Origin of the sequence: Bartonella sp. AC329YNZD, assembly GCF_042196685.1 — a bacterium.
In the GTDB taxonomy this organism is placed as follows: domain Bacteria; phylum Pseudomonadota; class Alphaproteobacteria; order Rhizobiales; family Rhizobiaceae; genus Bartonella.
The window spans coordinates 8,538-34,295 of sequence record NZ_JBHIQS010000010.1; the positions used below are offsets into that span (position 1 = coordinate 8,538).

At 39.4% G+C, this 25,758-nt stretch carries 22 protein-coding genes; 6 read left to right on the forward strand and 16 right to left on the reverse strand.

Annotated features, from left to right (window positions below):
- The first annotated feature begins 180 nt into the window (after nt 1-180).
- Both ACFIMW_RS05845 and ACFIMW_RS05850 read left to right on the forward strand, forming a co-directional pair.
- Nucleotides 181-546, forward strand: a complete 366-nt coding sequence (locus tag ACFIMW_RS05845; protein ID WP_375608200.1) for a hypothetical protein — start codon at nt 181-183, stop codon at nt 544-546.
- A gap of 44 nt (nt 547-590) precedes the next feature.
- Nucleotides 591-1,040, forward strand: a complete 450-nt coding sequence (locus ACFIMW_RS05850; protein ID WP_375608199.1) for a hypothetical protein — start codon at nt 591-593, stop codon at nt 1,038-1,040.
- 797 nt (nt 1,041-1,837) lie between these two features.
- Here ACFIMW_RS05850 and ACFIMW_RS05855 read toward each other — a convergent pair.
- From ACFIMW_RS05855 to ACFIMW_RS05925, 15 genes are all read right to left on the reverse strand, one after another.
- Entirely contained in the window at nt 1,838-2,581 is a 744-nt protein-coding gene (locus tag ACFIMW_RS05855) for a DUF4167 domain-containing protein (protein ID WP_375608198.1), read from the reverse strand.
- Nucleotides 2,582-4,174: 1,593 nt separating this feature from the next.
- A complete protein-coding gene (locus tag ACFIMW_RS05860; RefSeq protein ID WP_375608197.1) occupies nt 4,175-4,618 on the reverse strand; it encodes a hypothetical protein in 444 nt (147 codons plus the stop codon).
- Between the two features lie 1,903 nt (nt 4,619-6,521).
- Complete coding sequence (locus tag ACFIMW_RS05865) at nt 6,522-6,668, reverse strand: hypothetical protein (protein ID WP_375608196.1); 147 nt, start codon at nt 6,666-6,668, stop codon at nt 6,522-6,524.
- Nucleotides 6,669-6,877: 209 nt separating this feature from the next.
- Nucleotides 6,878-7,291, reverse strand: coding sequence for a hypothetical protein (locus ACFIMW_RS05870; RefSeq protein ID WP_375608195.1), 414 nt, complete (start codon nt 7,289-7,291; stop codon nt 6,878-6,880).
- Nucleotides 7,292-8,645: 1,354 nt separating this feature from the next.
- The gene (locus ACFIMW_RS05875; protein ID WP_375607020.1) at nt 8,646-9,650 is read right to left on the reverse strand and encodes a phage tail protein; all 1,005 of its coding nucleotides are present in this window, start codon (nt 9,648-9,650) and stop codon (nt 8,646-8,648) included.
- Nucleotides 9,647-10,786 (reverse strand): tail fiber domain-containing protein, encoded by a 1,140-nt coding sequence (locus ACFIMW_RS05880; RefSeq protein WP_375607021.1) that lies wholly within the window; start codon nt 10,784-10,786, stop codon nt 9,647-9,649. Before ACFIMW_RS05880 ends, ACFIMW_RS05875 begins: the two co-directional genes overlap by 4 nt.
- Entirely contained in the window at nt 10,783-11,235 is a 453-nt protein-coding gene (locus ACFIMW_RS05885) for a hypothetical protein (protein ID WP_375607088.1), read from the reverse strand. Before ACFIMW_RS05885 ends, ACFIMW_RS05880 begins: the two co-directional genes overlap by 4 nt.
- A gap of 370 nt (nt 11,236-11,605) precedes the next feature.
- Nucleotides 11,606-13,069: a hypothetical protein gene (locus ACFIMW_RS05890; RefSeq protein WP_375608194.1), complete on the reverse strand. Its 1,464-nt coding sequence runs from the start codon at nt 13,067-13,069 to the stop codon at nt 11,606-11,608.
- Between the two features lie 781 nt (nt 13,070-13,850).
- Nucleotides 13,851-14,546 carry a hypothetical protein gene (locus ACFIMW_RS05895; protein ID WP_375607023.1) on the reverse strand — a complete coding sequence of 232 codons (696 nt, stop codon included), beginning with the start codon at nt 14,544-14,546 and terminating at the stop codon, nt 13,851-13,853.
- A gap of 83 nt (nt 14,547-14,629) precedes the next feature.
- On the reverse strand, nt 14,630-15,748 hold the full coding sequence (locus ACFIMW_RS05900) for a N4-gp56 family major capsid protein (protein ID WP_375607024.1): 1,119 nt from the start codon (nt 15,746-15,748) through the stop codon (nt 14,630-14,632).
- Nucleotides 15,749-16,031: 283 nt separating this feature from the next.
- A complete protein-coding gene (locus ACFIMW_RS05905; protein WP_375607025.1) occupies nt 16,032-16,808 on the reverse strand; it encodes a hypothetical protein in 777 nt (258 codons plus the stop codon).
- Between the two features lie 179 nt (nt 16,809-16,987).
- Nucleotides 16,988-17,137 (reverse strand): hypothetical protein, encoded by a 150-nt coding sequence (locus ACFIMW_RS05910; RefSeq protein ID WP_375608193.1) that lies wholly within the window; start codon nt 17,135-17,137, stop codon nt 16,988-16,990.
- Between the two features lie 109 nt (nt 17,138-17,246).
- Nucleotides 17,247-19,070 carry a portal protein gene (locus ACFIMW_RS05915; protein WP_375608192.1) on the reverse strand — a complete coding sequence of 608 codons (1,824 nt, stop codon included), beginning with the start codon at nt 19,068-19,070 and terminating at the stop codon, nt 17,247-17,249.
- Nucleotides 19,070-20,431 (reverse strand): PBSX family phage terminase large subunit, encoded by a 1,362-nt coding sequence (locus ACFIMW_RS05920; RefSeq protein WP_375607027.1) that lies wholly within the window; start codon nt 20,429-20,431, stop codon nt 19,070-19,072. The genes ACFIMW_RS05915 and ACFIMW_RS05920 overlap by 1 nt, the downstream gene beginning before the upstream one ends.
- Before the next feature lie 1,180 nt (nt 20,432-21,611).
- Nucleotides 21,612-21,941 (reverse strand): hypothetical protein, encoded by a 330-nt coding sequence (locus tag ACFIMW_RS05925; RefSeq protein WP_375607089.1) that lies wholly within the window; start codon nt 21,939-21,941, stop codon nt 21,612-21,614.
- Between the two features lie 795 nt (nt 21,942-22,736).
- On the opposite strand from ACFIMW_RS05925, the gene ACFIMW_RS05930 reads away from it, so the two are divergent.
- The 4 genes from ACFIMW_RS05930 (at nt 22,737) to ACFIMW_RS05945 (ending at nt 24,821) form a co-directional block, all read left to right on the forward strand.
- The gene (locus ACFIMW_RS05930; protein ID WP_375607028.1) at nt 22,737-23,105 is read left to right on the forward strand and encodes a helix-turn-helix domain-containing protein; all 369 of its coding nucleotides are present in this window, start codon (nt 22,737-22,739) and stop codon (nt 23,103-23,105) included.
- A 538-nt stretch (nt 23,106-23,643) separates the two neighbouring features.
- Nucleotides 23,644-23,841 (forward strand): hypothetical protein, encoded by a 198-nt coding sequence (locus ACFIMW_RS05935; protein ID WP_375608191.1) that lies wholly within the window; start codon nt 23,644-23,646, stop codon nt 23,839-23,841.
- Between the two features lie 455 nt (nt 23,842-24,296).
- Complete coding sequence (locus ACFIMW_RS05940) at nt 24,297-24,461, forward strand: hypothetical protein (protein WP_375608190.1); 165 nt, start codon at nt 24,297-24,299, stop codon at nt 24,459-24,461.
- 78 nt (nt 24,462-24,539) lie between these two features.
- Nucleotides 24,540-24,821, forward strand: a complete 282-nt coding sequence (locus ACFIMW_RS05945; RefSeq protein WP_375608209.1) for a helix-turn-helix domain-containing protein — start codon at nt 24,540-24,542, stop codon at nt 24,819-24,821.
- A gap of 273 nt (nt 24,822-25,094) precedes the next feature.
- Here the strand turns inward: ACFIMW_RS05945 and ACFIMW_RS05950 are convergent, their stop codons facing one another.
- A complete protein-coding gene (locus ACFIMW_RS05950) occupies nt 25,095-25,238 on the reverse strand; it encodes a hypothetical protein (RefSeq protein ID WP_375609344.1) in 144 nt (47 codons plus the stop codon).
- Nucleotides 25,239-25,758 lie beyond the last annotated feature (520 nt).

Genomic DNA, 25,758 nt, shown 5'->3' on the forward strand with positions numbered 1-25,758 from the left:
CACTTGGGAACTGCACTTGGGAACTGCACTTGGGAACTGCACTTGGGAACTGCACTTGGGAACTGCACTTGGGAACTGCACTTGGGAACTAAAAAACTTTGAAAATGTTTAACAATGAAGAAGCCCCTAGGCTGACAAATTGGAGTTCACACTGTCAACCACTCATTTGGAAAATAATTTATGAATCCCCTTGTTTTTATCCTCTTATTGGTTTCATGTACGGATGATTTTAACAGTTGCTATTCAAACAATACAATGGTTAAAACTTACCCAACAGCTCAAGCATGTGAACAAGCTATGGTACCATCCACAAAAAAATTTGCCTTTTATGGACAACAAATTTTTGCCCAATGCATAAACGTACACCCCAATTTACATCAACAAGAAGTAAAATTGATCTGGTCTGTAACAAACCATGGAAATTTCCTGCTTAAAAGTCAAAACGTCAATGACAAGAAATCCAAAGACCACAAACAAGACATTTTACCAACTTCGCTTCCCCTTGTCCGTTCTTCCTTCACAAACCTCTTGCACAAAAAATTTTAAAAGCATAAACCCAATCAAATCTCAAAAAATAATCAATGAAAGACATGATGGATAATACGCCTATGCCCCCTTCAAATGACCATCACGCAGAGCAAATTTCTCTGCCTCAAGATCTCCCCTTAGATCCTGCTGTAGAACGGGTGAGAAAAAAACTTATGGGTTTAATGATTATTTCCGTTTTAATAACGCTCTTCCTTATTCTGACCGTACTATTTTTAATTGTTTATAAAGTTATCGCAACCGGATCAGCGCCAAAACAAACAGAGCTATCTTCCTCTCTCAGCAAAAATCCACACGTTATCCATCATACGCTCTCCTTACCGGAAAAAACACAAATTTTGTCGCAAAGCCTCTCAGAACACAATATTGTACTGAAAATTTTAACCCCTGATGGACAAACAAAATTTATGATTTACAATTACCACACCGGTGCACTGGTCTCCGTTCTTTCTGTTGAAACAACACAAGAAATATCAACGACCATGCCTCATTAAGCAAATCAACATCACCACAAGCGCTTACATAGCACCCCTGAAGATTTAAACATTTTCCTCGGCTTCAAGATGCGACCACTTGGACAACGGCAGATTTTTCTCTATATCCCCTCACCTCATTGAGATGAAGGAGCAACCTTTTAGTCAATGCATCCTCATTCTTAAGAAAACGGATATTTCCTACAAAAACTCAAATGAACGTGTGAGGAATACACCTTCTTGAGTACAACAATTCAACATATTGATTTATAAGAACCATTTATTTTCAGGTCAAACGAGCGCCTCAAATACCGTAAGATTCTCTCATTTCAACTCTATTCATGGATGAAGTTCATTAAAATCATTTCCTCACACATCACAGCAAAAAGTACATGAATAAAAATACCTCTTATAAACGATTTCAAAAGCCAAAAGAAAAGCTTGCAACATTGATAATGAAAGCAATAATGCCCAACTTGCACCTTTTATTAAGCAAACATGGCTGATATTACAGCATTCATGGGTACCGTCACGAAATGGTCTTGAATACATTGAGAGATATCAAACACAGGTGCGAATAAACAAAGAAATCAGTTCTTCAGAAAAGAACGCCTCTAAAAAATACACAGATATGGTTTCCTCTGTATCCCCTTTACCTATTGCCCAGTAAAGAGACAAGCTTTTCTGCCGACTCCCTTTTTCAGTTTCCGATATTAACCATGAAAATTCAAAAAAGTACAAGAGGCTTGAGCATATACAATTGACCATCATGCATACCAACAACATCACCACAAGCGCTTACACAGCATTCTTGAGGTTTAAACATTTTCCTCTGCTGAAGGTGTCACCACACGACGACGGCGGATTTTTCTCTGTATCCCCTCACCTAATCCAGGCAAAGAAGAAACCTCTTCTGTTGATGTTGATGCATCCCCATTGCTAGAGCTTTCTGACGTTGCAAGTGAAAGCTCAAGAGATGATTCGTCTTGAATCCGAACAGTACGTCGACGGAGAGAACGACGCGTTTTTTTGACAGGTTCAACCTTTTCCTCAGAGCGACAGTGCTCTTGATCCGTTTTCTCATCCGATAGAGCCTCTAAAGCATTTTCACGCGCATCCCCATTTTGCGCTTTGGCATATCGGCCATTCCCATTCTTTTGCGACGGCATCTGTAATATATCTGTATCACTTGTCTTGCACTCGACAGCATCTTTTTTTTCACCTTCAGTGTTTATTTCGCTGTACTCTTGCTCGTTGTTTTCATCACGATTCTCATCACACCGAATAGATTGAGACATTTGCCCCGCTGCCGCTAAAATAATACGCAAATAGTGTTCTGCATGTTGTAGATAGTTCTCTGACATAACACGATCACCAGCCCCTTGTGCATCACGTGCAAGGCTTATGTATTTATCGGCAATTTGCTGAGCATTTCCGCGAATTTTAACATCCGGACCGCTACTTTCATAATTACGAGACAACGGGTTAGGACCGCGACGATTATTATTACCATTATTGTTATTATTGCGACCGCGTACCCGTCTATTTTGTTGTGGCCTCATTTTTATCCCTTTTTTGGAGTGTATATCTTGATTGACTCTTCTTCATTGCACTATTTTTGATAATACTGATTACATTTACCATACGGTTATCAAGCTATCCGTGTTTATTTCACTCAAATGAACCCTACTGATATTGATAAAAACATATTTTTTTTGAAAATCACAAAACAGCAGGGAAATCGTAAATCAAAAATTCCCTTTTTTTCTGTCAACCAGCAGAAAACTAGTGATGTTCACGTAAAATGCCAAGTGTTTTTTTTAAAATAAACCATATTTCACTAAAAAAATAATTATCTTGTGGAAAACAAAAAGGAGAACACACATACACCATACCTGACAAAGGAGAAACCCCATCAGAAAATATAAAAGCTACCCTTTTCTGTTTTAAAACCACCGCTCCTAAAAACGCCGATATTCTCTTCCCCCTCATGCCTTTAACTCACAAGCACTTATATCCCAACGAGTCACTGCACGAACCTCTTGATTTGATGATATATAGCCTCTTTTCACTGCTAAAGCAACCCCTGGCGAGCGATAATCCACGACCGCCTCACAAAACCTCTTAATTTTTATAGATAGATTAAGATGAAGCATTATTCAAGCCCTATAATGACTAAGAAATCAATCTTCTTTCCAAAAAAGACCAACGATATGATCCCTTTTTGTTTTAATCCCATGAAACTTTTAAAGGAATCAAATCGTTTGATTGACAACAAATTGAGCCTAAAAGCTAAATATTTAAATATAAAAAACAGCAATTTATGAGAAAAAACGCCCCATATGTCACACTGCTCTAAAAATCAGATTCTTCCCCCCAAAAATGGTCCTTTAAAGTTTACAAATTAAGAAGAGCATAACGGATTCCCTCTCCTCTATTTTCTAATAAGAAAATCGAAATTACAAAACAAGCACATTTGTAAACCCAGCATATATAACCGCAGCATAGCATTTGACGTATAGAGTAGCCTTGAATATTTATAGCCTTTCAAAGAAAGATTTCTTTCTTGTTTGTTCATGTTTATTGACTCCTGCCCTCAAAGGACGCAGCCTCTTAACCAACGTCGGTCTATAAACAATCCGAACTCTTTATCAAACACGTTCTCCTTGGCTTCCCACACATGTGATTCATTTAAACGAAAGATTCAATAAATCGACGAAGATTCACCACGCACGAACACTCCAATATTTCAAGAAGGTATACATGCCTTATGTCTCCACACCGTCATTATATTTGCCAGCTCGTAGGTGTTGCTATAGCCCTTGGCACCTTAGGATGGTTCATTATAGGCATTTTTAATCCTTATCTTATACAATTTTACCACACACCAGCCTCACTTATAACGAAAAAGCAAGTGATTCTGATTGTTTTTAAGATAAACAAGTTTGAAATAAGAGAACCTTACGTTATTCAGGTCTCTAATTCAATATGAATATCGCTAAATTATCCACATAAATCAATTCATTGCATATTAAAGAAAGTGCGGTACAACAAGATAAATAAATCACTCTTCTCTTGGTATAGAGACAGGTAATAATCAGGAATTTTTATCTTTTCATCCAATTTCGCAATCTTTTAACTTTCCGTATAAAAACTTAAAAGTAATTGCGCCTTTTACCTTGTTTATTCTCTCTTTCATTGAGAAAACAATCTCGTAAGAGAAAATAATTTCCATCCCCCGGCCGTACCATCATCAAACATTGTTTTTTCGCAGTATCAGAAAGCTTATCCCACATTTCACGAATAGCAAAATAGGCTTCACTTTCTAAATTAAGGCAGTGCTGATAAACTTCTTTTTTCATCTCGGGCATAACGGAAGCAGAAATTTCCTTGCAATACACACGCAGATCAAAGACAGGAATAGCCAATTCAACAGACGCTTGTTCTGTTATTTTTTGATGAGAAGAAAAATAACTGACTGCCTTTGCAACAGCAAAACACAAAATCACTATACAAAAAAGTATCATGCAAACAAAAGCAATCTTGCGATACAATCTTTTGAAATAAGCATTTTGCCTTGCGCGAATTCTTTTTTCCATAAAGACTATATCCTTTAACATCCCTAAAGAAGCTTTTACAGCAAAAAATGATAGAAGTATCTGTGTACATAATACAAGTTATAACGGCAAACGATCAATACACTTATATAAAAAGGCTCTCTTTTATCGTATAAAATTCTTGTGAAAAACTTTTCTCATCCCCTTTATGAAAAAAGAGAGATTATCATTTTCTCCCACCCTCTTTAAAAGACAAAGATTCTTTATCCATACTGATCTGTAAACAATGAAGCTACTCTTAAGGAGAAATCTACTTATCTTTCTCCTTGGGGCTCCCCCTTGACTTCCCCTTAAGGCTCTTCCTCCCTTAGGCTTTTTCTCTTGGATTTCCCACGCATGTGATCTCTATCACCATCCCTCAACAAGCGATATTTCATAAGGCGTTATGGACAAAAACGTGCCACCTCCCCATAGTCATTACACACCGAACAAAAAACTCTCATGTGCATTTACATGAGTCCCTACAGAAAAAACGTCCCTCATATTCACCCCACACAAACACCTCATGTATAAAATCTTACACGCCTTATACCACTGCCCCTCAAAGGGCAGTGGTGACAACCGGAAGAGATTATTAATGTAAAAGGTTACACGAAGAAAAAATGGTTTTTCTGATTGATTTCTACAAACCCTGTTAAAGACACTATGCATTTTGGATCATCTGGCATTGATGAGAAGACTCCCTCGCGTGCGCCCGCATTTTACGCATCGCCCCCTTATCTCTCTCCATCAAAGGGTAACAAAATTATTTTTTACTCTTCCACAGTCCCCATGATAATCAATGCAAAGAAACGAAAACTGCCCCCACATTTTTGCTTTGATTCCCTATTGGAATAAAAAACGCATAAGAATTTAGAGATTTCACAACAACAAGAACACACAAAATATAATGATGAGAATAATATCCAAAGCCACCTCAATGACAACGACATAGCACCCTTGGCTTCTAGACAATAAAAAAGCCGCGCCTTTAAATGACGCGGCTCATGAATAGAGATATAACTAAATAAAATACAAAAGAAATTAATAATGAATACTTATACACAAAACGTATAATATTGCAAGCTTTTTAATTATATTTATAAAACTTATCCAAAAAGAATATAAATAATGAGGGATAACAGCCTTTTTTTATTTCATTCATTTAAATGAAAAAAGCTTCTTGCCTCTCTTATGGCTTTAACCATATCAAGCATAATGCCTTCGTATTGAAAGGAGTCTTTTGTAATAACGATCTTTCTAAAATCAAAACGTATCAAATAAATCAAAACACTTTCGTATCTTTATCTCAATATAATCCAAGAGCAAACGTATAGTTTAAGTACATCGCTATAATAAACCCCGTTCTTTTACATTTGTAAAATCTGGTTTTTCTTGACATGCGTCCACCACTTCAAAAAATGAAGATTTTTCAGCCAATCAGATCTATCAATAGTCCGGATTCTAGCGGGGTTCATTTAGCTTCCCACGCATGTGATTCCCTTAAACTTCAAGTCCGAAAATATGCCCTCCTGAATATTCAGCACGCCCAAAAAACACTTGTATCAAGAAAACTTAATATCACCACACCTCAAAGGAGGGTGTTTTATGGCATAATTTTACAGCATCACAAGATAAGACAAATAAACAAGCACTTGTAGTCCACTGTCTGATAAAAAAACAAGCACACCTTTAGCCCTCAAGCCTTCTCCAACAAGCCATCATTTTTCTTTTTTATAAGAAAGTTCAATGATAGATATTCTCCCCCGCTTTAATCTATTTTGGCAAATACACTTTCTTTTTTATGAGGCTTTTGAGCAATTAAAAAGGCGACAAACGGCTACTTTTCTCTTTAAAAAAGCGTAAAAACAGTAAATTTCTTATAGATTTACGATCATCAAACGCCCTATCCAAAAGCTTTTTCAAAGTGTTGCAAGATTTTATTTTTTGCAATTTTTTTGCCATGCGTTTCTGCTGAGGCAAGACTTCTTTCTTTGTAGGCTTTAAAGGCTTGCCCATAGATTTTAATAATGCGCCCTAATTTCTCCAACAACGCATGATAAACTTCCCTACAACAATCTTTCTCTATTTGTGAAATATGTTTTTCTTTTAATAAATTTTTACCTTTTTAAAAACATCTCAAACAGGGTGCAATTCCAAGACCCACCGAAAATATAAATAGGAAAAGTTTATCTGATATATAACTTCAACAAATGCATTTTCATTGCGACCAATCACTCTTTTCTATTTTTCTTCTTAAAACTAAAAAAGAAATTTTTTAGGAGGATGAATTATGAAACCTTCATGAGCATTGATGTGTATTTCTGGTACCTTCTGTATTTCTGAAACAAAATTTTCCCTATCCACAAAAGATGATTCTATTTTAATTTCTGATGTCTCCGTCTTAATATTGGGGATAGTTATTTTACCGCTAACAATACTATTGATATTATCTTGATCCTCTTCTTTCGCCTTTTGTTCGACATTGGTAAGATCTAGAGCATTTAATTTTTTTTCTAAAGCATCCACACGCTTTGAAATTTTTGTAATATCTTCATATGCTTTCTTCAACAATGCGTTTAAAGGAGCATGTCCCATTCTTCCGCTAGCATAAAGAACGACACGAATACATTCAGGATCATCAATATCAGCAATAGAAAATGGAAAAAGTGCCATTATATCCCCCTTTTTAATAAGCTAAACAGCCGTTGAGCATTTGAATATCTTTTCTCTTTGCACGGTTCTTTAAGAAACCTCAGACAACCATATGAAAGGCTTTAAAAAAAATTTCCTCATCGAAAATTTTTACAAGGTATTTTTTTAGATTATACTCTATTTTCCACCTAAAATGTTGACTTTATCACCTGATAATCAAAGAAAAATGTTTGATCACCTTGCATGCTGTATCAACCTTTCCCAAAATGACAACGCCCACACCGGTCTTTAAATAATGCCAATCAATAAACAATGGTTTGTAAACAATCTGGCTTCTTATCTAACAGATTTAACTTGGCTTCCCCCTTCAAATGCCTCTTTGTAATGCGTCCCTATTTAGAGTTACTCTACAAAAAAAACACTGCTTTAGGAATACTCACAGACGAAAAACACCCTATGCATAAAATTTTAACCACATCTCAAACAATGGTATTTTACAACACAACGGAACAAACTATTGTCTTACAGATTTTCTCGTATCACTCTCATCCTGTTTCAAGAAGTTTCCTGATAAGCACAAAATGCCATCTCAGAGAGTTCAATGCCTCACCATACGTTACAACGCATCACCAACCTGCTGCTTCTAGCCAACAGTACACCCATTTTGAAAGCAAAGAGGAGCCTTTTTTCCTACATGCTTTGCCAAAAAAGGGAGTGCTTCATTTTGCCTTTTCTCACTTTAAATAAACATATCCGTTGACCTCTTCCCACCACCCTCAAAGGACAAAGGTTTTAGCCCCACATCGGTTTGTAAACAATCCAACTCCTCTGAAGGAGCTCCATATCTGCTCATTATTTATATGATTCACTTGCATAATACTTAACCAAGCAAATCCTCCCCAGAACAGTTGCTAATGTATTAAATACTTTAAGCTATCTTACTGATATCACCACCTTCAATAATAGTGTTTTAATGACGGTACTTTACGCTATAATAGGATAAAATTATCTAGGGGCTTTTTGTCATCGCACAGCAGCGGTTTAAACCCAGCACTTGAAACAATGGATCACGATACCACAAGAGAGAGGCATTTGGGATAAAATCTTTATTCCTCAGCAAAAAACGCCATGAATAAAGAAATTTTTTTTGTTCTTTCCCTACCTTTAATAATCACTGTCTTGATCCTCTAAAGAACAATAGATAAACTCACCTTTAGGCATCCAACAAAGGCAGCACAAAAAATAAAAGAATAAAGAGAGTTGAGTTTTTTTTCTAAAGCGCCTCAAAACTTTCTGCACAATATATTCTATAAGACTTTTTTCATAACAAACATTTTGCAAGCATTTTTATCTTTCTCTCACACAGCTTTCATTCTCAGGCTTTGACAGCATAAACCACCGCCACATTGACAGGACGTGTTTCATCTCCCCCTGTTTTTTGCAACAAGACCTTATGTTCATGCTCTCCCGCAGGACCTGTCAACAAATTTTTATTGTAAATTTGAGCCAGATTTCTATAATATTCACCGTGATTCATATCCCAAACTACCTTTTCAATCATTGGATAACTATGCTGGTGGTTACCTGTTGAATCTGTTTTTCCTTCATGGGTATGAGATTTAAAAGACTCTTCTTGTCGACTTCCCAAGCGACGTCCTTTATCAATTGCTTTTCCACTATCGAGCCCCCGTAAAAACATTCCACGCAAATCGGGAACATTGAATGTTGTTCTCCCATCTCCTTTTCCCCATGTTTCTCCCAAAACAGCAAAGAGATTAGCATAGTTCCTTCGCGAATATTCTTTACCATCACAGAGTAACCATCCAGAGGGTATTTTTTCTGTAGCAAAAGTCCCAATAAATCCAGAAGAAAAAGTTTCAGGCAAAGGAGGAAAGGGAGGGATTTCAGGAAGTTTTATAGTAGGATTGGTTAAAAACCAGCCATCAGCATTTTTCCCGGCAATATCACGCGTATAGACGACTTCATAAAGCCCCCCCTTTTGAATTTCCTCCCCTTTTAAAGGCATGATACCCTCTGGCGTTGCCATATAAGTTGGTCGTGGAAGTAATTGATTCAAAGAAATATTTGTCTTTCCTCTATTGACGCCTTGTGCTTTAAAGCGCACAACAATGCCATCCATATAAGTCTCAAAAAAAGACTTTGTTGCCAAACGAAGTGATGTCCTCTCGTTTTCCACATCGACAGTAAACTGTGTTTCAATCCCGCCCCCATTATCCAACAAATATTCTTTAATGCGTTGCATCATAGCGCGAGCACTATCATTGACTGTGCTTGGCGGTTGCCCTTCTGCCCAGTTTATACTTTCATCGGCATAAGCATTTTCTGATGCAACAATTGACCAATCATAAATCGAACTCATAGAAGATACTCTTTTTTCAAAAAGGGAAAACGAGCAAAAAATGAAGAAAAGAAAGCCGCAACTTTATTTTTAGATGCCGGTATTTTTTCCATTTTCACTTTTTCCATTTTCAAACCTATTTTGTCATAATCAACATGCAATAACTTTGTTTTTGCATTGACATAAACAGCTTCAGGCTTCACACACAACACATCTTGCGCCATAACGCCCTGATAACGTTGTGGATTTCCTTTATAATTAAAGGTATAAAGTGGATATCCCTTTTTCTGCCCCACAGGGATAATATTTTCTTTTGCTCTTACGTCACAAAGCCCTAAAATTCCTCCGACCAATCCAAGCACTTGCTGCGCATCACGCAACGGATCTTTTGTCACAGAAGGTATTGTTGTAGATTTTCCTGAAGTTGTTCCGTAATTTCCAGCGGCCTGTGTTCCTACCTGTAACAAGCGTTCTAAGCGATTCCAATCTTGATTATCTTTTTCTGACCATTTTTGGCGCTCCGCATCTAAGACATTTTGACGATTCATATCTTGAATCATTCCTCCTTTCAAAGCATTGCTTTGCGCATTACTCTGTCCTTGATAATAGCTATTTGCCGCATTAACCTGATCCTGCTGAGAGCGATCAATCATCTGGTTCGCGTTCATCATATTATTAATATCTTGATTATACTGCTGTACCGCAGCATTTGTTGCCAAGGCGCCTAACTCATCGGCCAGCACACCAGTATGAGCGCCAGAACCATAACGTCCTGCCCCAGACATAGATTGATTAATCGCATCAGAAGTTTTATTCAGAGCATTTTGCAATGCAGTATTAAATTTACTATTGCTTCCAATCCAGCTTCCCTTAGCCATACCGGAAAGATTTGTAGCGCTGTTGGTTGGTGCATTCAACCATTGCGTTACCGTTGGATTATTATAGAGCCCTGCTGCTTGTTGTAAACCAGTTAGCGCATTTTTTGTCATATCGCTAAGACCGGCAACTCTCTCTCCCTGATAAACGTTTCCGCCAATTCCTTTATTATAAAGTCCAAGCGCGTTAGCACTGGCTTGTTTAAGAATATCAGCGGCCCAAGCGGGTGGTGCATTTGTTTGTGTTGTTGTCTGCACTTGAGGTGTTTTTTTTCTACTCATGAACCCAGAACCTTTCTATATTGAATAAGATTACGAGAATATCCGTGATGAGCGAGCTTTTTCGCCCATCCAGTTCTTCCAAACATGTGCATTTCGTCCGCATTGATTGTTCGCGCCCATTTTTCGACTTCATCAATCAACTTGACCAATTTCAGCCCTCCCTCTCCCGCAAGATCTGAGAGAACGACGCATTTTTTTCCCGTATGGGTTATTTCAACTTTGGTAATTGCAAAAGCACTAAATTGGATTTTATTTTTTAAGACCAGCCACAATTGTGCTTGTCCTGTAGCGATTTCTTCAGCAATTTTTTCCAGACAAACATCATCCGGAAAGCGCTGCGCATATTTTTTCAATGCAGCATTGAGTGCCTCTTGATAGGGAGCTATTTTTTCCCATGGCCACTGCTCTGTCAGATGAGCAGAATATAAATCTTGACTCTCAAGCATCATAATTTGGGCTCTTTTAGCTTTGTCACCCCCTCTTTGAGCAATACGCATCCCCATGCATACTTCACGCATTCGTGCTTACCGCACAACTTTCAAAAAGAAGAAGAGAGACACCACAACAAAAAATAATCCCCCATCATCCCTTGTAACAAGAAATAGGGAATACGCCATTCCTACTTTATAGAAACCATGGTGCAGCCTATTTTTCCTTTATTGCAGAAAAGCATGAAACATAACGCACCACATTGTTCTTTGATATTATAAAGGCTTGGGAAGCCTATGGGGCATTTGTTCTTTAATAATAGAGGCTTTGAGCCTATCGCATGGTATTACAAAGGGCATGCCTATCGCATGGTATTATAAAAGGGCATGCCTATCGCATGCCGGCAGACGTCAATTCCACATCAAATCCGGTGACATGAGTCCAATTCACCCCTTCAGGAATACGCAATTTAAAGCGATAAAACCGTGCCCTTGCGCGACAATGAATTTGTCCAGTATTATAAGAGGGTTGTTTTTCTGGCAACCAAACAGTTTCCTCTTCAAGAGATTGTCGAAAGCGCATTCCCACAGACAAATAAAACTTTCCACTATTGACTTGAGGCATAATATTTTTCACGCGTGTTATCATGCCATTTGTCTGTCCCATTTCTTGTGATGTCACGACACAAGCCATAGGACACCCAGAAAACGACCCCAGTCTGCCCTGTTGATCAAATGCCCCCAGCATAGGTGATTCATTTCTCCACACTTTACTATCAAGAGAAAAGGACAAATCGTCAATATTCTTAGTCACAAAATCAAGACCTTCTAGGGTTGTTCCGGCTAAGAAAATAGGCAATATCATTTTGATATCGACGAGAGCTTTTGTCCATTTTTGCAATCCCCAATCATAAATGAGCAAGATCCGTTTATGAATGTTCTCATCAGAATCAACCATCCAATAAACACGATTATACACCCCATCGATAGCAGCCGACAGGGTGTACAGATTATCCTTCCTTGATTTTGCTGTCATCGTTCGATCCACTTTTTCGAACCCAATAGGGATAATCTGTCCCTCATTTGTTATTTGATAAAAACCGCCCTCATCGGCAAAGAATGCTAAATCGCCCCGACAAACGATTGATTCAGCATTTTTAGCGCCTCGTTTATCGTGGATTTTTTGGAAACTAAAAATAATCTTTGATCCAGGGATAAAAGAACCGGCATAGATTGCAGAACGCATAAAGATAATTGGATTTGTTGTCTCGGTTGCCCCTTGGACGAATCCGCCATCAGGAAAATCTTGATAATCACAACTTTTTTTCCCCACGGTCCAAAATTCAGCATCATTCAATCCAGACCAATGAACCCGTCTTGGATTTTCGGTTAATTTCATCAAACAAACGAAATCTCCCCAGATTCGAACAATCCCCGCTTGTGGCGGATTACCTCCTAAATTTCTAAATGTTTTATCATGGTTAATATCGATCACTTGTGGTCTATCATTGGCATTAACAGCAATGATCAAATCACCAAACAAAGCAAAAGACCACGGAGCATCGATATTAGCAAGATAAGATTTTCCTTTTTGGCTAATATCCCTCCACTTCATTGTTGTATTATCAAGCAAGTAGATTTTTTCTCTTGTCCCAGCAATAATAGAAACCCCATTTTTTGTTTTAACCGCAAGAGCGCCTAAAATTGGCTCCGGACAAGGCTCTGATAAAGGTTCAAAACTTGGCATAGGAATATAGGAGCCATCAGCTGGAAGCACATTAACAAGTTCATCGGTAAAAATTCCATTGATATCCGCCACATCGGGTCGATAATCAGCGATTGGGAAAAAAGCCATCAAGACCCCCATAAAATCTTTGAAGAGCCCAGTGCCATTCAAGACACCAAGGCTTATTAATAATAAAAAAAACTACAAAAGCCTTTAGAACAAAACTCTAAAGGCATAAAATTTAAGAAAATAAACAACCTTAGGTTGTTTAATGCATCAAAAAAACGATACCATCAATAATAGCCACCCCAACGCCATCCACCAGCGCCAAACCAAAATCAACTGCCCGCAATCACCCACAATGACGGGGGAAAAAGCCATTAAGGCCCCCATAAAATCTTTGAAGAGCCCAGTGCCATTCAAGACACCAAGGCTTATTGATAAAAACTATAAAAGCCCTTAGAACAAAACTCTAAAGGCATAAAATGCAAGAAAATAAACAACCTCAAGTTGTTTAATTCATCGAGCAAAATGTGACCATAAAGAATGGTGGAGCCCAACGCCATCCACCAGCGCCTAACCAAAACCAACCGTCGTCACCAATCCCCATGATTGGGAAAGAGCCTTAAAACCCTTCATAAAATCTCTAAAAGAGCCCAGTGCCATTCAAAACACCAAGGCTTATTGATAAAACTAACCATAAAAGCCCTTAGAACAAAACTCTAAGGACATAAAGTACCATAATACACAACCTCAGGCTGTCTCATTTATCGAGCAAAATGTGACCATAAAGAATGGTGGAGCCCAACGCCAAACACCAGCGCTTCACCATCAACACCCAACGCGCATCCAACCATAAAGGACAAACCAACCTTCAACGCCCGCCATAAACGATTTCGAAAAAAGCCTTTTAAAAACGCATTGGACGAATTTTTGAAGAACCTTTTCGACGCGATGTTTCAATACGCAAAGCTTGAAGCTGTTCTTGAAAATCTCTGAAAGAAACGGCGGCATATTCAGGATCTTTAAGGATATTTTTATACAATTCATATTTTGCCCGCGCTTTAATAAGATCAAAAGCATGAAGCAACCAAGGATTATCATCTTCTCTCAGCTGTTCATCCGCAATATGAATAGGAGCATACGAGAGCTTTACGGTTTCCACATGTTCTGGTGTTGGAAAGAGACCTATTTTTTGATCAAGGTACGTATAAAAGAATGGCGTTCCCAGTACAGGATGCGCGCCATATTGTTGATGCAACACTTCCAAGGGCTTAAAGAACAATTTTGTTGGTGTTTCATCGTTTGTTGCTAAAAAGACGCTCTCTAAAACCTTTTCTGATTTAATACAAATTCCCTCTTCTTGCCCATACCATGTTTTACCACTTTGTGTTTTAAACGTCCTTTCTCTTTTTTCATTAAAGAAAAAGGGTTCGCGTTCACACAAACGCAAAGCCGTAAAAATTGAATCTTGAATTTGCAGGGAATATTCCGCTGTTGTATCGTCAATTTCATCTTGAATAAGCGCGACCATATAAGCAAAAGTTTTAGAATGGTCTGAATGTGTAAGGTTTAGATTTTGGGGATCAGTGGATAAAGTGGTCATAAGCCTGTCCTTGTTTCTGGAAGCATTTTAAATTTTTCCCCCAACAGATCCCTCTTGTTGGGGGAAGAGAGCAAACATTCGCTTTAAGCGGGCGCTCCATAAGTTGGGATGACGATAGTGCCAAAATCCTGAGCCCCTTGCGTACTTCCTGGCAAGGTAAAGCAAGTTTTTTTCATACCGATAATGGTTTTTGCCGCGACCCCGAATTCTCTTTCATAGTCGAAGAGTTCTTCCACCAATTTATAGCGTGTTGCTCCTCGATCTTTACCAAAAGCAATCACAGCACTCTGCGCACCAAGCAGAACAGCCCGCCGCACATTTGGTACAGCTTTATTTGCCGTCCCAGATTCAACCCCTTCGGTAATATGTTCAGCTTCGCGTAAAACCACACCATTATACATGCCCAAAGACCCATCATAGAGCGGATTTTTGATACGACTTCCACTATAGATTGCCTTAGTAATGTCGAGCCATTGCCCCGCATCTGTATTGGTTCGCAATTGCGTCACTTGGGTTGGGTGCAGATACAGCACATAGACATTTTCGCCATCAATCCGCACAGGTCTAATTTTAGGATTTGCCAATTTAGCCCGTTCGACAGCTTTATCAATGAGCTTAAGATCAAAAACATCGCCTTCTTTTAAGTCCTCATCTTTTGCTTTATCGTTAGGACGTACCACGCGTTTATTGGTTGGTGCCGTTGGCGCATTAAACCCATAATGGACAGGTTTAAGAGTAATCGTACGTCCCTCAAAGTTAATAGCTTTTGCGGTATAACCACACACTTGAATGAAGAACATCATACTCAGACGATCTGCATACCAATCAACCAAACCATTTTTTGCCTCGGTGCGCAAATCATGGAGAATTCGTTGCTGATCAATTGTTCCCTCATTTTTGACACGCACAGCATGAACGAGTTCATTAATTGCCAAGCGATCATTGAGAAACTGTAAAGCTTCTTCATTGCCTTCCAATGTCTGCCCTTCACTCACCCCATCGCCTAGCAACTGCACACGCAAATTAAAGCTAATGGCATCCCCACTTGCTTTCGTGGTTTCATCCTTTAATTGTACGATACTGTTTGAATCATTTCCAATCAACGGTGCAATTGGAAGTGCTTTTGAGACTTCTTGGTTTAATAATTTAGACCATGTGCGCACTGCCATTGGGTCATTAAGTCCGATATAAGTTACAGTCATTTTGTCCTCTAAAAGTTTTATTGACATAAAAAACCCGGCAAAGCGCCGGTTGTTAAAACACCACATTTCATTTCAAATGGTGAATAGTTTGTTCGTGAGTTTTATCTAATTTCTGTTAGCGTCTTCCTCCCCCCTTATAAGAGCTCTCCTCACCGCATCCGTTCTTTGAAACATCTTCTCTCCCCACTCCCCCCGCCCCTGTTCCCTCAAAAAACGCCTGCCACCTTCACGCCCCAAAAGCCGCTCCACGTTCCCGCAAAAAACACCTGCCACATTTTTGTTTTTAAAATTCTCTTCCCCCCATTAAACGATTAAAAGAAGCTTTATTTTTAGGATCAGCAACCCAAGCGCTAAATTCTGCTTCTGACATTTTATCAAGCATATCCAAAGAAATCGGCCCATTTGGCGTTAAACCGTTATAAGCAGCAAGAGTACGCGCAGAATTGTGTCTTTCCTGTAAATTTTCATCCATGTTATTGGGAACATTTGTGTAGCCAATTTTTTGTGCAATCGTGTAAATCACTTCAGCAGGGTTTTGATTTTTTTGCGCACAATCGTGCAAGATCTGCTTCAACTCATCACCAATTATCGCATCAATATTTTGGGGATCTGCCATCTCGGGATAGAGTGAAGCACAAGCAGCCAACTGTTTAGCCCGCGTTTCATAAATAAAATCGGCGGCTTGATCAAAATCATGATGTTTTTGTTTAACACTGGCAACAGACTGTTGATAGAATGCGTGCAACTGTTCTGCTTCACAAACAGTCGGTTTATCTTGGGGTTTTTCATGTAAAAGCCCTTGTTTTTGGAGTGTTTTTCCCAACCATTGCATATAGCCCATAAAGTCTTTTTGTGGATCTGGTGGAACATCTTCTCCTCCTTGAACCTCTTTTCCTACCTTTTGCGAAGAGGACTGTTTTTGATGCGTTTGCCCTTGGAAATTATCTTCAAGAGTTTTTTCTTCTCTTGCAATTTCACCATCTTCTCCCTCTTGTGTTGAGACCAGAAAATCTTGTTTTAATTGGTTTTGTTCTGCCGGCGTTAAGTGTTCTTGATCCATGACATTAGCCTTTTCTTTTTTTTAACAATAAAATTAAATTTTTCAGATAAAACAGCCTGTGAGCATTTATTCCCTCAATGCTCTCCCATCACTTGGGCTCCACCATTCCCCACCATATTCACCCCACATAACGGCAAGACTCCCTCTCTCCACCTCGATTTTTCCCCAACAATCCTGCCCTATAAAACAGTTCTTTTAAGAAAAGGGAGCCCATGCACACTATGGAAATCGATAAGCCCATTTTGCGCCCACCATTCCCCACCATGTTCACCCCACATAACGGCAAGACTCCCTCTCCACCCTGTTTTCCCCAACAGGGATAGTTCCATAAAACAGCTCTTCGAAGATAAAGGAAGACGACATTATGCTATGGAAATTGTATCGATAAGCAATTTCTGGTAGATGGAATTTATCAGAAGTCGCGCATGACAAAGCGTCCTATTGTTGAGCCTTTACTGTCTGCAACATCTGCATTATCTGCTCTGTTCCCACATTACCCCCCATCTGTGCTGAGGCATTTTGCTCTTCTTGGAGAGCGTTTTGCGCCTTTATAGCGATTTTATGAATGAGTGAAGCGGGTAAAGGCGAATAGCGTAAAAGATCGAGCATAATCTCTGGCGTTGCAAAATTTTGCATCAAAGGAAGCAATTGCATGATCAATGCAAAAGTACGCTCTTTTTCATTAAGACTTGTTGGCGCATCATCCACGACAATATCATATTCCAAACTTGTCACCATTTCGCGTGTCAGTGGAACATATTGAGCATTTTCATCCCCGGCAATACGGACCAACCGCCCATCGGAGAGATAATTTTGAATAAGATAGAGAATAATTTTTCCCTGTCGTTGCCGATATCGACGCAACCCATCAAAAAAGGAAGCCAAAAGATTAAGTGACGATTGTCGTCGTTGTTGTTCAAGAATGCCAGGCTGATTGACAGCTCGCGTCCCAATAAATTCAGAAGACAATCCCGTCACCTGTTCGAGAGCGCTCTTTGCTTCATTAAACAATTGAAAAAAACCTTGCGGAAATTGCGCCACGGGTTTAGGCTGGATTCTTCCGCCAGAGACAGCCCCACTTTTCAACCAAGTAATACTATCGGCTCTAGCCCAACTCTCGACGGCTTGTCGATCATCATCAAAAGCATCGCGTTCTGCCATAATGCCGCCTTTTGATTGGCTATTGAGCAAATGCATTACTTGACTAAAATATTTGTTTGCCCACCGTTGCGGATCTTTTGTTGGCTTAACAATTCCGTAAAACTGTCGGCTTAACTTATCAAAAGTACCGGTAATACACTCCCATCCCAATTGATTGGGTGGAACCAAGGGCTTATCAGGCGCTTCGAGCAGCTTTCTGCCCAAAAATGCCCGTTTGACAATTTTTTTGGTCAACTTTGTTGCTTGAATATGAGGAAAGGTTTTGCTTAAATTTTGGAAATCCTGCTCTGAATAATCGATAAATTTTCCACTTTGCGGCTCAAGGACTTTATAAACCACCTCGCGTTCAAACCAGCGACATTCTGCCAATGTCACCATTTTAGGACGTTGATAACAGCTTGCCTCTTCTCCCTCTACCTGATAACTTTGTGTTATCCCATTGCTGGTTGGCTGTAAAAAGCTCTGATGTTTCACCCAATCAGCATGAAGATCGCTCCAATGAACATTGGGAAACATTTGCTGCGCTACGGCAAGAGGTTTTTCATCAATATACCATAAGCGTTGAGCATCAATGAGATTAGACTTAACAGCACTTGCATCCCACACCATTTTCATAGGGTCCAGCCGCGCAATGATTGGTTTTCCTTGTGGATCTTGTTCATAATCAAGGCGTGTATCTGTCCAGCCCATGCCGCAAATAATTGCATCTTGAAAGGCATCGGAATCTTCGTATTCGCCGTCGGCTTCATCGCGAAACCATTCGGCTGCTCCTGTTAGAATCTGATTAGCAAAAGCTGCACCTTCTTGTCGTGGAATAAATTGGACTTGTCTTTTATTATTGCGCTCAGCACCGATCACAGCATTAATTAAAGGTGCAATACGGTTAAAAGTCATCACCGGTCTGTTTTGTTCGTGCAAGACGGCAAGGTCTTGCTCATTCCATTGCCGCCCATTATAAAAATCGTAATCTTCTTGGGCATTTTTTCGCCATTTTTCGACATGGGCAATATCATCCTGATACCAACCCACGAGTTTTTTAAAAAGAGCTTGATTTTCAAGCGTTTCGATTTGATCAAAAGAAGAATTTGTAGACATATTCATTAAAAAGCCATCCATGAAGTTTGAGAATGGTGAGAAGAGCGATAAGTTTTTTTTCGCACTCTAGCATTTGGTTGTTCATAAGCCACACACATCAGTCCAAAGGCATCGGCCCCATGGCTAGCCCAATCATGTTCAGCCCCTAGACCGATATTGCGCTGTTCATCACGCTTTTCATGATACCAGGCGAGCGCTTTTCTCCCCGCAGATGTTGTTTCACGATTAAACCATAGTGCAGGAAACAACCGCCTTACGGCTTCGATACGCATTTTAACAGCGCCTGTTCCTTGATTAGGAATTATTTTGGTTTGAAAACCAGCTTGTTGAAGAGCACTTTCAAAACTCACATTATAGACACGATCTTTTGTTGCGCCATCATGAGGCAAGACCATAAGAGCCTTATCATATCCCTTTTGAAAGACCCACCCCACATGCTCTGAGAGAGGTTGTCCTTGGGCTTCATAATAATCGAGCACTCGGATTTCCCTTCCAACAAACTGCGCCACCCACAATGCGGTAGCATCGGCCTTTGCGCCTGTTCCCCCAATATCCCAAAAGATTCTCACCTGCATCAAAGGGTCCCGTGGAACAGTGGTAATCCGCCCTTCCATCTCGGCTTCGAGCAGACATTTCTGATAATAAGCGCCTTGCACAGCTTGGAGATATTCTCCTTCCCAAATATGGTTATACTGCTCTGGTCTTTGCTGTAAATCGTCCATTCGATCACGATTGAGTTTTTCAGGAAATTGCGGATTATCGCGCCAATTGATTTCCACCCCTTTGATATGAGGATTATCGACATTTCGGAAACGTTTTTCCACGGGTGCATTTTCATGGCATGGGTTCCATGTCACCCATAATTCTGCATTCCAATCTTTTCCTTCTTCGCGCAAAGTTGGAATAAGTGTTTGCCAAGCAGTTTCTGTCACGGGCTCCGCCTCATCCACCCAACAAAGGAAAACGCGCCCCATTGATTTAATGCTTGCGATATTGCGATCAAGCCCAGCAAACACATAGACAATCCGTCCATCTTTTGACTTAATATATTTATCGCCGATTTCATAATAGTCTTGTAAAAAAGAATAAGCTTCGATAGCGCGTTTAATTTCTTCCAACGAACTTTCATTGAGAGAATTTTGAAATTGCCGTGCACAAAGGATAATACCGCGTTCTCCAGCCATTCCATGGCGATATCCCACCACGGCCGACATCAAAGCAAAAGAACGTGTTTTTCCAGAACCGCGTCCTCCCCAAGCGGCTCGCACATCGGCATTTCCAGTAAAAACAGGAATAAGCTTTGGAATAAGAGCTACTTGAGCCGTTTTCTGCTCAATTTTTTGAGAAATTTTCTGAACCGTTGTCATTATAAATTTTCATACTTTAGCAATAATTGCGCTGCACCCTTTTGCTTATCCCAAATTTCATTATCCCAGAGCAATTGAACAAAAAGAGCAATTGAACGAAAAACGCCCTTCTCAAAAGCAGCGCTTTATCTTTTCTTCATCGCACATGTTCAATAAATTTCACTTTTTTACATGAGATCCCCTTGACTCCACCTATATGCCCCAACGTCCTTATCCCCCCAAAGATCATTATCTCCCCAAAGGTCCCTATTTCCCCAACACACCCCTCAAACACCGCGCCTGTCATCCCCCAACCACAAGCACAGTATCCCCCCAAATCATAGCCTCAGCACACGCTCTCAGGCATATCCAAAGCCCAACATCCTCCAAGACCATGCCTCTCAAGCATCACCAATCCTCACACTTTATCCCCCAAGATACCCCCCACCAAAACACATGCATCCCGCAAGCATAACACTTCTCTCAAGTTTCATGCCCCTCACCCATCAAAACACTGTTCCATATCCACCACACAAATACCCTGCACCAAACCCTCCAGCACACGGGCCCTTACGGCATCATTCACCAAAGCCCCTTCCCAGTATCACGAGCGCCTACAAGCGCGATAGCCTCCGCTTCAATCCCCTCAAGATAGGCAATCACTAAAGCATCCCCCTTCCAAGACATCACCCCACATCATCCACCTCAACCTAACATTTTTCAATATCACAAACCTCAGTTATCGAGGTATCACACTTCTCCGGTTCAGTATTTTTGGGCTTCACTGGTACAATCTCAATACGCGAAACTGCTTTAACATCTCCCCCATTTCAATAACGAGAAAAGACCAAACCTTCACCAGAAATCCAAAACAGCAAATATCATCAAGCACTCCCCAACATCTTTCAAGTATCGCGCCCCTCACACATCGCCATAAAAGCATCTTGCCCTCGCCGCTTCACACAGACCACCCCAGACACCATATACCCCAAAAAAAACACCATATGCACCGAAGTCTCCTCCAGTCCACGTCCTCATGCATCCCCCACCAAAGCCCAACAACTTCACAGCTCACACGCCTAAAGCACTCAGCCCCTCACCGCAATTTCAATCATAAGCTTTCAGACAAACACCTAGCACCCCCGTTCAAAGACAATATCCCTTAAACATCATGTGCCCAACCCAATATTTTCTCGTAGCTTCAAGCCTCAGTAACCAAAGGATCAGGCTTCTCCGGTTCAGTATTTTTGGGCTTCACTGGCACAATCTCGATACGCGAAACTGTTTTAACATCTCCCCCTGCTTCTCCCGTAACCTGAAGAGGCAAGACTTTTGCCAGCAGCGAAAAAAAAGGAACAGGATTATTCAACGCATGATATTGAAGATAAGACACCAGCCCATCCTCACCATAGTGATATCCAGCCTGCTCAGCGGCTGTCAAAAGAGCTTCATTAAATCGCTTTGTTGTTTTATTCAAAGTTGTTTTTTTACGCCCTTTTCGACGTAAGGGAAGACAATGTTCATCTACCATCATCATGTTCCTTCCAACTAAAGAAAAACCAATACTTCAAACACAAAAAATGACATGAAAATCAGCAACAAAATTTAACAAGCCATCAACAATAAAAAATGAGACCACACCCTAAAAGACAAGAACCCACATAAAGCCCAAATCCTCCGCATAATTTTACAGATACACGTTTTTACGCTTTTCCATCTTTACAGAAAAAAACCAAATGAAACGCCCACATCACCACCCCACGCAGCTCTGTAAACACGGATTTGTCAACAACTCAGCTTCTCACTCTAACGGATTCCCCTGCTGATTATTTCATATGGCTATCTCACACTTCAAAGAATGGTGTTTCATCAAACACGCCAGATAAACTCTGATCTACAATTCGACTTCAAAAAGCAAATTTTCCTCTGCTAAATAAAGCTTCCACCCCGCACCGGTTTTAAACTATAATCCAACCTCTTACCCAATAAATTCCCCTACTAACATCAGATTACCGCCCCCAAACATCCCTATTTTACAGTATAACCGTACAGCAAACATTTTAATTGTTCTTGCCAATCTTCCGAAACTACTTTACTGATAGGCTTGTGTTTTTGATCGTCCACGCAACGGTCAAATAGGGAGTTGAAAACCCGAACGCTCGGTACATAAATTTATCCCGCTTTGCGGATATCCCGGAATTCCGGGAGTTTTTGCTATGTCCAAGTGCTTGTCAGCACTAAAAGCAAAAAGCTGATCCGAGTGTCAGTATTTTCAACCTCCCGGAATACTCATGCGAGGGCGCTCGCAACCGGAGGGGAGCTTGAAGTGCAAACTAAAAATTCACATTTCAATGATATTTCAATAGGCAAAAGAATCCGTCACAGACGCATTTCAATGGGGCTTTCTCAAAAGGAATTAGGAAGCCATTTAGGTGTCAGTTTCCAACAAATCCAGAAATACGAAAAAGGTTTAAATCGTGTAAGCGCGGGGTGTTTGCTCGAAATTGCCAAAAAACTAGAGGTTCCTATGAACTTTTTTTATGCAGACCTTTTAACAGCAGATATTCCCACAAAGGAAAATCTCTCACACCACGATCAAGACACCTATAGCGAAAAAGAACACGCCCTTTTAAAAAACTTTAGAGAACTCAAACCGAAAAAACAAAAAGCAATCTTGTGGTTGATTTCTGATTAAGTAAAAGCCCATATAAAGCCCAAATCCTCTGCTTCATTTTAAAGCCCAAATCCTCTGCTTCATTTTACGGATACCATTTTTACGCTTTTCTATATTTACAGAAAAAAACCAAACGAAACCTCCCAACCACACCCCACGCAACTCTGTAAACGCTGATCTGTCAACAATCCAGCTTATTGTTTAGCGAATCCTATTGCTCATTATTTCATATGATTATTATTATCTCTCAAAGCATAGTGTTTTATCAAACTTTCCAATTCAGCCCTAAAATATTCATCCCCCACGGGCGCAAGAAACGCCTTATTAAATTATAATGCCCCACAATCACCGCCCCTCAAAGAGCAGTGTTTGACAGCATGATAGGATAAAAATTCAATGGATAAAATAAACTTGCGAAAGCAAAAATCTTTACCGTTAAAAATCTTTTTTTCAAAAAATCTGAAATTGTGGCCGATAATAAGATTGTGAAAACATCCATTACACAACAAAACTTATCAACTCTGATACAAATAGAACAGAGGTCATACTTACAATTCATGTGATAGAAAAAACAAATGAAGAAAATTTTATAGAAATCTTTGCTGATGGAATTCAAACAGTTTTTAATTTATCTCATACAGATCATCGTGCTTTAGTAATTGTTTTAGAAGAATGTCAAATAGAGCCATCCTCTACCAAGTCAGATATCTCATCTAATGAATATCAAACAAATCTCAAAGACTTTACAAAAATATGACTTGTATTATTTTTCGTATTGTATATATTATAAGCCATCTTAATTTAAGCGCGTGAGGGGAAAATGATATCAAACTTACAAACAAGCAAAAAGGCATTAGTTCTTTTGCTTTTATGGCTTCGTGGTCCTTTAAGATTGATATTAAGTATTATAGTGATTATGGGGTTTATAGGATTGCTTACAGTTCCTATTATGATATTATCAATGGGTTTGTCAAAAGCACTAATAAGCATTGCAATTTGGTCGTTTATATTAGGTTTTGGCTCTTTCCTTCTAATTCTCTCTTATGATAGATTTATAAGATATTTACCATAAACTGTTTCCGTATTTTCCCATTAACAATGCTAATAAAAAACAAAAGATCGCGATAATTCAATCTGTATTCCAACGCAATAAATCATCTCATACCTTGGAGTAATGATATTGACACATACAATGTTTAAAGAGGGGTAAAAATGAAAAAAACCATTTTATTATGCATAGTTATATTAGCTGTAGGATTTAGTATTACCGGTTGTGGTAAAACTGAAGAGGGAAAGCGTCAAGCCAAACAAGAAGAACAAGCTAAAAAGTTTTTTGATGAAGAATTAACCTCTACAGATCGTAATCATGCATTTTAAATAAATGCCCTACGACAATAAAGTGTGAATTTTGACTTCCACCCCTCACCTCAAAGGACGAAGACTCCATTCAGCGCCATTCTTGTGAACAGTCCAGCTTCTTCTCTAGAAGGCGTCAGTTTTCAACAAATCCAAAAATACGAAAAAGGCTTCAATCGTGTAAGCGCAGAACGTTTACAAGAAATTGCCAATATCCTAAAAGTTCCCATTACCTTTTTTTATGCCGATATTGTCACAAAAGAAAATTCTCTACTCCACGATCAAGACACCTATAGCGAAAAAGAACACGCCCTTTTAAAAAACTTTAGAGAACTCGAAGCGAAAAAACAAAAAGCAATCTTGTGGTTGATTTCTGATTAAGTAAAAGCCCATATAAAGCCCAAATCCTCTGCTTCATTTTACGGACACCGTTTTTACGCTTTTCTATATTTACAGAAAAAAAACCAAACGAAACGCCCACATCACCACCCCATGCACCACTGAATAAACACTGATCTGTTAACAATCCAGCTAGCTTATCCAGCGGGTTTTCTTATTGATTTCAGATCACCACACCTAAAAGAGCAAAAATTCCTATAAGTACGAGTCGACAATTCCACTTCAAAAAACAGATCTCCCCACTAGATAAATCTTCTATCCCGCACCAGTTTGTAAACTATAATCCAGCCTCTTGCCAAACAAATACCCCTTATTGACTTCACAGATCACCGTTTCATTCACAAACGCGCACCCTAGTTCTCCATATTCCATACCATGATAAAAGCATACACAAAGCATAAAACCCCATCTCCTTTTTTACAGTTACACGTTTTTACGCTTTTGCGTATTTACTCTTTTACATTTTTATAAAACGAGCTCCCTTTACGCACACAATGCATCCTTGACCTCATTCCTCAAGCAAAACTGCTTATAAAGAATTCCTTTTTCATCCAATAAAAGCGCCCCTTTTTCAAAGAGCATTATTCTCGAGCAATGGCAGCTTTCTTAAAAATCTCTCTTAAGAGTGCACAAAAACTTATTGCTTATAGGATAAATTTTTCTCGATTCTTCTAAGGAAACATCCATTACAACTCATATCTTCCCCCCACTATACTTGGAAACATCTGATCTGTATTAATGTCCTGCTTTCCATGGAAATTTGACATCAGACACGAAATCTTTTTATGAAAGTTTTTTCCCTTTTTACGATGTTTTTTCACCAGCCTTCTCAAAGCTGTTTCCTAAATTTTTGCAACCGCTAAGCTTATAGGATTTAATGAGAAAGTTTTAGACTCTAGAAAGAGTTCAACAAATCAGA